Source organism: Streptomyces cinereospinus (assembly GCF_042430725.1).
Lineage (GTDB): Bacteria > Actinomycetota > Actinomycetes > Streptomycetales > Streptomycetaceae > Streptomyces > Streptomyces cinereospinus.
Genome location: NZ_JBHMCY010000134.1, coordinates 1 through 7692, shown reverse-complemented (window position 1 = coordinate 7692; position 7692 = coordinate 1). Strand labels below are relative to the sequence as shown.

The following is a 7692-nucleotide window of genomic DNA, read 5'->3' as shown; positions in this document are numbered from 1 at the left end:
CCGGGGTGACCGGCGTGCGCTCCGCGCGGGTGCCGTGCGGGCCCGGGGCCAGGAAGACCGGCGCGCGCGGGGCGCGGGCCGCCGCCTGGGAAACGGTCTCGCGTCCGGCGGGGGCGTCGAGCGCCGGGACGGCCTCGCGCGGGGCGGCGGGCTCGCGCGCCGGGGCGGTCTCCTGCGGCGAGCGGGTCTCGTACGCCGGGACGGTCTCCCGCGGCGGGACGGTCTCCTGCGGTGCGGGCGCTTCGAGCGGCGGGACGGTCTCCCGCGCCGCGACGGTCTCGCGGGACGGGGCGATCTCGCGGGACGGGGCGATCTCGCAGGACGGCACGATCTCGCGCGGCGGTACCCGCTCCCGCGCGGCCGCGAGCGGGGCGACCGTGACGGTGACCGGTGCCTCGGCCGGCGCCGGTGTCGCCCGCGGTACCGTGCGGTACGCGCCGCTGAGCAGCCGGTCGCGCAGTTGGAGCAGCCAGGCCTCGGCCCGGGCGATCGGCGGCTCGAACCAGGGCAGCCCCAGCAGGATGAGCAGCCCCGCGGCCCAGCCCAGCAGCACATCGCTCAGCCAGTGCGTACCGAGGTAGACGGTGGTCAGGCCGACGCTCAGGGAGAGCACCGCCGACAGGGCCGACAGCCAGCGCCGGGCCCGCGGCGAGGTGGCCAGGTAGGCGAGGATGCCCCAGGTCACGACGGCGTTCGCGGTGTGTCCCGAGGGAAATATGTCGCTGCCGGCCTGGAACCAGTGCCACATCTCGTTGGAGCCGACCTCGGTCGCGTAGTGCGGACCCGAGCGGCCCAGGCCGTACTTCACGGCGCCCACGGTCACGTTCAGCAGCAGCAGCGCGGCGCCGAAGGCCAGCAGCGGCCGCAGGGTGTGCTGCCGCCAGGAGCGCCAGCCGAGCCAGGCGGCGACCATCACGGCGGTCGGGCCGCGCTGGCCGAGGACGACCCAGTAGTCCAGGAAGGCGTGGATCTCGGGCCACTGCTGGTACGGCCGGAAGAGCATCGCCTGCCAGTCGAACCGGACCAGCCACGAGGTGGTCACCACGGCCAGCACGATCGTGAGGTAGAAGGCGAGCGTCGCGCCGAAGAGCACCACCCGGTGTCGCGTCATGCGCGGCACCTCGAGGGCCGGCCGCTCGGGTTCACGGTCCAGCCGGGCGAAGATCCGGTCGAGCCGGGTCAGCTTTGGTTCGGTACGCACCCAATCGACGTTACAGCGAGTGAGCTCAGTTCCCCGTCGAATCACCGGGGTTGTAATGACGATGTGATGTGGGATTGCTCTCAGGAACGGGTTTATATCAAAGGAATCCGGCAATAGGCAGGTACCTGTCTCATCAATTCTTTAGATCATTCCTACATCAGTGTTTTGGCCTGCTTATGCGATCGTTCACCAGGTCATCGGGTGGAATTCAGCGAGTGCTCACCGGGCGCCCGGCGGGGGTCAGGGCGGACCGGAGCCGTTCAGCCAGAAGGCCCCGTACACCGCCGACGCCACCCCGACACCGCCGACGACCAGCGCCGACGCGCTGGTGCGCAGCCGGGCGAGGGCGAGCGCGAGCGGCAGCAGCAGCGGGAACGCCGGCAGCAGCAGGCGCGGCTTGGAGCCGAAGTAGCTGGACGCGCACAGCGCGAGGGCGGTGGTGACCCCCGTGTACACCAGGAGCGGCAGCGGCTGACGCTGCCGGACCCCGGCGAGGTACAGCCGGACGACCAGGGCCACCCCGATGATCAGCGCCAGGCCGGCCAGGGCCGAGGGGAACGACGTGAACGTGTCGGCGACGAAGCGGGCGAAGGCGTATCCGCCGTCGAAGCCGTTGCGCCAGCCCGTCTGGACGTCGAGATAGCCGAGCGGACCCCGGCCGGTGTGGTGGCCGACCCACAGTACGTACCCGGCGGCGCCGAGAGGCGCGAGCAGCATGCCGAGGGCGTGCCGCCAGACCCGCGCGCCCTCGTGGGACGGGTGCCGGGCGGGGGAGGGGGCGCGTCCGGCCGGGCGCGCGCCGTGGCCGTACGGCGTGCTGCGGCGGTGCGCGGATGGAGCAGTCGGGGCGTCCTCCCGTACGAAGGCGACCACGGCGGCCGTCCAGACCGCCGCGACCACCGCGATCCCCACCGGCCGGGTCAGGCCCGCCAGCAGGGCCAGCGTGCCCGCGGTGAGCCAGCGGCCGGTGAGCACCGCGTACAGCGACCAGGCGGCGAGCGCGGTGAACAGGGACTCGGTGTACGCCATCGACTGCACGATCCCGACCGGCGGCACCGCCCACAGCAGCACCGCGCAGACGCCCACCCGGCGCCCGCCGCCGTCCCCGGGCAGCCCCGTGCCGCCCTCCCCCAACCGTCCGTGCACATGGTCCGCGACCGCGAAGATCCCCCAGGCCGCGGCGAGCGAGGCGAGCAGGCTGACGGCGAAGCCGGCACCGGCGTACGACAGCGGCGTCACCGTGTGCAGCAGCCGCTCCAGCCAGGGCAGCAGCGGGAAAAAGGCGAGGTTGGAGTGCACGTCGCCGTTGGGCAGGCGCACCTCGTAGCCGTACCCCAGCTCGGCGACCCGGGTGTACCACAGGGAGTCCCAGCGGGCGGTCAGCAAGGTGGACGCGCTCTTGTCGCGCGCGGCGCTCCACACGGCCAGCACCAGCAGGCCGAAGGCGCGGACGGCCGCGTACCCGAGCAGGGCCGGAGCCGCTCTCCTGAGTCCCGGGGGCGCCGGGCGCGTCGCAAGATCGGTCACGGGCCCGATTATCGACGGCGCGGAACGGGCGGCCGGGCCCGCGTCGGCGAGGGGAACCCAGTGGCGCACGCCACACGGGCGCCCCACCCGGATGAGACGTCCGGCCATGTGACCCCGGCGTGGACTCGCGTACGCTGACGTGTCACTCGCCGTTCGTTGCGCGGGCCGGAGACCACCGCTCCTCTCCGGCCGAGTCACGGGAGCCCCCCCCGATCCCGCGAGCCCGCCGAACCCGAGGGGACATCTGGGAGGTGCGTACATGTCCGGGACGACCACGGCCGCCGTCGGGCTGCGCCGTCGGCCGGCCGGGGCCGGTGCCGACCGCTGGGTCGTTCTCCTGGTCCTCTGCACCAGCCTGCTGCTCGTCGCGGTCGACGCGACCGTGCTGCACGTGGCGGTCCCCGCCGTCACCGAGGACCTCAGGCCCAGCGCGATGGAGCTGCTCTGGATCGTCGACACCTATCCGCTGGTCTGCGCGTCGCTGCTGATCCTGTTCGGCACCCTCGGCGACCGGGTGGGCCGCAGACGGATCCTGCTGCTCGGATACGCGCTGTTCGGCGTCGCCTCCGCCCTGGCGGCCGTCGCCCAGGATCCCCAGGCGCTGATCCTGGCGCGGGCGCTGCTCGGCGTCGGCGGCGCGATGATCATGCCCGCGACGCTGTCGATCCTGCGGCAGGTCTTCCCCGACCGGCGCGAGAGGGCGCTCGCCATCGGTGTCTGGAGCGCGGTGGCCGCGGTCGGCGCGGCGGTCGGGCCGCTGCTCGGCGGCTTCCTCCTGGAGCACTTCTGGTGGGGTTCGGTGTTCCTGGTCAACATCCCGTTGATGCTGGTCAGCCTGCCGGTGGGGCGACTGCTGCTGCCCGAGTCGACGGGCCGCGGGGACGGTCCCTGGGACGTGGCCGGCGCGCTGATGGCGGCGGCCGGGCTGTTCGGGCTGGTGCTCGGGGTCAAGCGGCTGGGCGGCGGCGAGCCGGCCGGCAGCGCGCTCACCGTGGTGCCGCTGCTGGTGGGAGCGGCGCTGCTCGCGCTGTTCGTACGGCGCCAGCGGCGGCGCCGGCATCCCCTGCTGGACCTGCGGATGTTCGCCCGGCCGGCGTTCAGCACGTCGGTCGGGTGCATCGTGCTGGCGATGCTCGCCCTGGTGGGGCTGGAGCTGATCGCGGCGCAGTACCTCCAGCTGGTGCTCGGGCTGTCGCCGCTGCAGACCGGGCTCAGGCTGCTGCCGCTGACCGTGGCGGCGATGGCCGCGGGGCTGTTCGGGGCGCGGATGCTGCGCCGCTTCGGGCCGCGGCGGATGGTCTGTGCCGGGTTCTGCCTGACCACGCTGGCGGTGGTGCTGCTCACGGCGATGGGCCGGGAGGACGACGCCCCGTTGCTGCTGGCCGGGTTCGTGCTGCTGGGGTTCGGACTGGAGACCACGCTGTTCGGGGCGTACGAGTCCATGCTGAGCGAGGCGCCGCCGGAGCAGGCGGGGGGCGCGGCGGCGATCGGGGAGACCTCGTACCAGCTGGGGGCGGGGATCGGGATCGCGCTGCTGGGGACCGTGATGAACGCGGCGTACGCGCCGGGGCTGTCGTCCGTGCCGGGGGTGCCGGCCGCGGCGTCGGCGGCCGCCGGGCACTCGCTGGGCGAGGCGTACGAGGTGGCCGGGCGGCTCGGGGGGCCGGCGGGGGCGGCCCTGCGGCAGGCGGCCCGGGACTGCTTCGTGTACGGGCTGCATGTGACGTTGCTGGTCAGTGCGGGCCTGCTGCTGCTGGGCGCGGCGATGGCGCTGCGGCTGCCCCGGGTGATGCAGTGTGACGCGGAGGCCGCCGGCATGGCTGTCGAGGTGCCGTCGCCCCGGGCCGGCGCCGGGTCCGCCGCCCACGCGCCGCCCGTACCGCTCCGCTCCGAGGCGGACGTCGCCCGCCGGGGCTGACCGTCGTCGGCGGCCCGTGGTGGTTGCCTCGCGGCCTCCCGCGTCGTAGCGTCACCCCCAGTCCGTGACTAGCGGTGCTAGTTTGAGTCGCCGGAGGGTGTCCGTGGCCTCGAAGTTGCCCCCCTTTGACCCGTCCGATCCGCTCGGGATCGACGACCTGCTGGAGCCCGAGGACCTGGCCGTCCGGGACACCGTGCGCAGGTGGGCGGCGGAGCGGGTGCTGCCCCGCGTCGCCGAGTGGTACGAGGCGGGGGAGCTGCCGGAGATCCGGGAGCTGGCCAGGGAACTCGGCGCGATCGGTGCCCTGGGGATGTCGCTCGGCGGGTACGGGTGCGCGGGTGCCAGTGCCGTGCAGTACGGCCTCGCCTGCCTGGAGCTGGAGGCCGCCGACTCCGGCATCCGCTCCCTGGTCTCGGTGCAGGGCTCCCTCGCCATGTACGCGATCCACCGCTTCGGCAGCGAGGAGCAGAAGCAGGCCTGGCTGCCGCGGATGGCGGCGGGCGAGGTCATCGGCTGCTTCGGGCTCACCGAGCCCGACCACGGCTCCGACCCCGCCTCGATGCGGACGTACGCCAGGAAGGACGGCACCGACTGGGTGCTGAACGGCCGCAAGATGTGGATCACCAACGGCTCCGTCGCCGGGGTCGCCGTCGTCTGGGCGCGGACCGACGAGGGCGTGCGCGGGTTCGCCGTGCCCGCCGGCACCCCCGGCTTCTCGGCGCCGGAGATCAAGCACAAGTGGTCCCTGCGGGCCAGCGTCACCAGTGAGCTGGTGCTGGACGACGTGCGGCTGCCCGCCGACGCCGTGCTGCCGGAGGTGAGCGGGCTGCGCGGACCGCTCAGCTGCCTGTCGCACGCGCGGTACGGGATCGTGTGGGGGGCGATGGGGGCGGCGCGGGCCTGTTTCGAGGCGGCCGTCGACTACGCGAAGAACCGGGAGCAGTTCGGGCGGCCCATCGGGGGGTTCCAGCTCACCCAGGCCAAGCTCGCCGACATGGCGGTCGAACTGCACAAGGGGATTCTGCTCGCCCATCACCTCGGGCGGCGGATGGACGCCGGGCGGCTGCGGCCGGAGCAGGTCAGCTTCGGCAAGCTCAACAACGTACGGGAGGCCATCGACATCTGCCGTACGGCCCGGACGATCCTCGGTGCCAACGGGATCTCACTGGAGTACCCGGTGATGCGGCACGCGACCAATCTGGAGTCGGTGCTCACCTACGAGGGCACCGTCGAGATGCACCAGCTCGTGCTGGGCAAGGCGCTCACCGGACTCGATGCCTTCCGGTAGCCCGCGCGGGGCGGCTCCGGTGAGCGGCCCTGCCTCAGCTCTGGTTGAAGAAACCGTCGGTCCGGTGGGCGGCGGGCTCCCCGCTGATGATCTCCGTGTCGGAGGGGGACAGCAGGAACACCCGGGTGGACACGCGGTCGATCGAGCCGCGCAGCCCGAAGATCAGGCCGGCCGCGAAGTCCACCACGCGCTTGGCGTCGGCGGGCTCCATGGCCGTCAGGTTCATGATGACCGGGACGCCGTCCCGGAACAGCTCGCCGATGGCCCGGGCGTCCCGGAAGCTGTCCGGGGTCACCGTCGCGATCCGGCGCTCCTTCTGTTCTGCCGTGTCCGCGGCCACCTTCACCCGCGGGTCCGTGACCCAGGCGTCGCCGGACTCGGACCCCTCGGAGTACTCGTCGTCGTAGTAACGCTCGTCATCGTTGTCGTCGACGAGGCCGAGCCACGCACTCGCCTTGCGCACCGATCCCATGGACGCCTCCTCTCACAGCGGTCTTTCTTGCTTTCCGCATCCCTATGGTCATCCATGATGCGGACGGCGCGCCAAGTGGATAGACGCCGCGCGGGGGGGTTGTGACGGTACTGGTGCACGGCGGATACGTCGAGAGCCCGGATACCCCAAGGGTGTTGCCCTAACCGGCTGCTGACTGTGAGTGAAATATGACTGTTCCCCGCGTACGGGTGAGCGGCGGGGCGTACGGGTGAACCACGAGGGTCGATTCGATGTGAAAATCTGCTCGTAAGACGAATAGCTGGAGATCGACACGATGCGGCGGCTCACATCGCGCGCATCACGGGGGAACATCGTGTTCGGAATCGTCAGGCCGTGCCGGCACCGGCTGGGGGAGCGGCTCAGGACCGAGTGGATGGCGCACCTGTGCGGGCTGTGTCTCGCGCTGCGCGGTGACCACGGCCAGTTCGCGCGGGTGGTGACCAACTACGACGGGCTGCTGGTCTCCGTTCTGACGGAGGCTCAGACGGCGGCGCCGGCGGGCGCCCGGCTGCGGCGGACGGCCGGGCCGTGCCCGTTGCGCGGGATGCGGACCGCGTCCGTCGCCCGGGGCGAGGGGGCCCGGCTGGCGGCCGCCGTCTCGCTCGTGCTCGCCTCGGCCAAGGTGCGCGACCACGTGGCCGACGGGGACGGGCTGCTGGCCCGCGCGCCCGTGGCGCTCGCCGCACGCCGGGTCGCCGGCCGGTGGGGGCGCGCGGGGGCCCGCAGCGGCGCGCTGGTCGGCTTCGACACGGCGGTGCTGGTCGACGCCGTCGACCGGCAGGCCGGCGTCGAGGCGCTCGCCGGGCCGGGGACGCCGGTGCTGGTGGTCACCGAGCCGACCGAGACCGCGACCGCCGCCGCCTTCGCGCACACCGCCGTACTGGCCGGGCGGCCGGGCAACGCCGCACCGCTGGCCGAGGCCGGACGGCTGTTCGGTCGGCTGGCGCATCTGCTGGACGCCGTGGAGGACCGGGAGGCCGACGCCGCGTCGGGTGGCTGGAACCCGCTCACCGCGACGGGCACCTCGCTCACCGAGGCGCGGCGACTGGCCGACGACGCGGTGCACGGGATCCGGCTCGCGCTGCGCGAGGTGGAGTTCACGGACGGGCGGCTGGCGCACCGGCTGCTCGTGCACGAGCTGCCGGCCTCGGTCGACCGCGCCTTCGGCACGACCTCGTGCGGGCACCGGCCCGAGGCGGCCGGGCCCTACGCGCCGCCCGGCGGGCCGGCCGGGCCGGGAGCGCCGCCGCCGCCCGGGCCGGCGC

At 73.6% G+C, this 7692-nt stretch carries 6 protein-coding genes; 3 read left to right on the top strand and 3 right to left on the bottom strand.

The window, feature by feature from the left end; genetic code table 11:
• Together ACFF45_RS34800 and ACFF45_RS34795 are read right to left on the bottom strand one after the other, a co-directional pair.
• On the bottom strand, nucleotides 1-1201 hold a 1201-nt coding region (locus tag ACFF45_RS34800), incomplete at its 3' end, for a phosphatase PAP2 family protein (protein ID WP_381351014.1).
• 240 nt (nucleotides 1202-1441) lie between these two features.
• Nucleotides 1442-2728, bottom strand: coding sequence for a putative hexosyltransferase (locus tag ACFF45_RS34795; RefSeq protein ID WP_381351013.1), 1287 nt, complete (start codon nucleotides 2726-2728; stop codon nucleotides 1442-1444).
• Nucleotides 2729-2987: 259 nt separating this feature from the next.
• On the opposite strand from ACFF45_RS34795, the gene ACFF45_RS34790 reads away from it, so the two are divergent.
• Nucleotides 2988-4646, top strand: a complete 1659-nt coding sequence (locus tag ACFF45_RS34790) for an MFS transporter (RefSeq protein WP_381351012.1) — start codon at nucleotides 2988-2990, stop codon at nucleotides 4644-4646.
• Between the two features lie 97 nt (nucleotides 4647-4743).
• Nucleotides 4744-5934, top strand: coding sequence for an acyl-CoA dehydrogenase family protein (locus tag ACFF45_RS34785; protein ID WP_381351011.1), 1191 nt, complete (start codon nucleotides 4744-4746; stop codon nucleotides 5932-5934).
• A gap of 34 nt (nucleotides 5935-5968) precedes the next feature.
• On the opposite strand, the gene ACFF45_RS34780 is transcribed toward ACFF45_RS34785, so the two are convergent.
• Nucleotides 5969-6406 carry a cell division protein SepF gene (locus ACFF45_RS34780; protein ID WP_381351010.1) on the bottom strand — a complete coding sequence of 146 codons (438 nt, stop codon included), beginning with the start codon at nucleotides 6404-6406 and terminating at the stop codon, nucleotides 5969-5971.
• A 334-nt stretch (nucleotides 6407-6740) separates the two neighbouring features.
• Here ACFF45_RS34780 and ACFF45_RS34775 point away from each other — a divergent pair.
• A partial coding sequence (locus ACFF45_RS34775) for a DUF5685 family protein (RefSeq protein ID WP_381351009.1) occupies nucleotides 6741-7692 on the top strand: 952 nt, incomplete at its 3' end.

Coding starts and splice junctions, on each gene's coding strand:
- ACFF45_RS34790 (WP_381351012.1), top strand. CDS start 2,988: ATGTCCGGGACGACCACGGCCGCCGTCGGGCTGCGCCGTCGGCCGGCC.
- ACFF45_RS34780 (WP_381351010.1), bottom strand. CDS start 6,406: ATGGGATCGGTGCGCAAGGCGAGTGCGTGGCTCGGCCTCGTCGACGAC.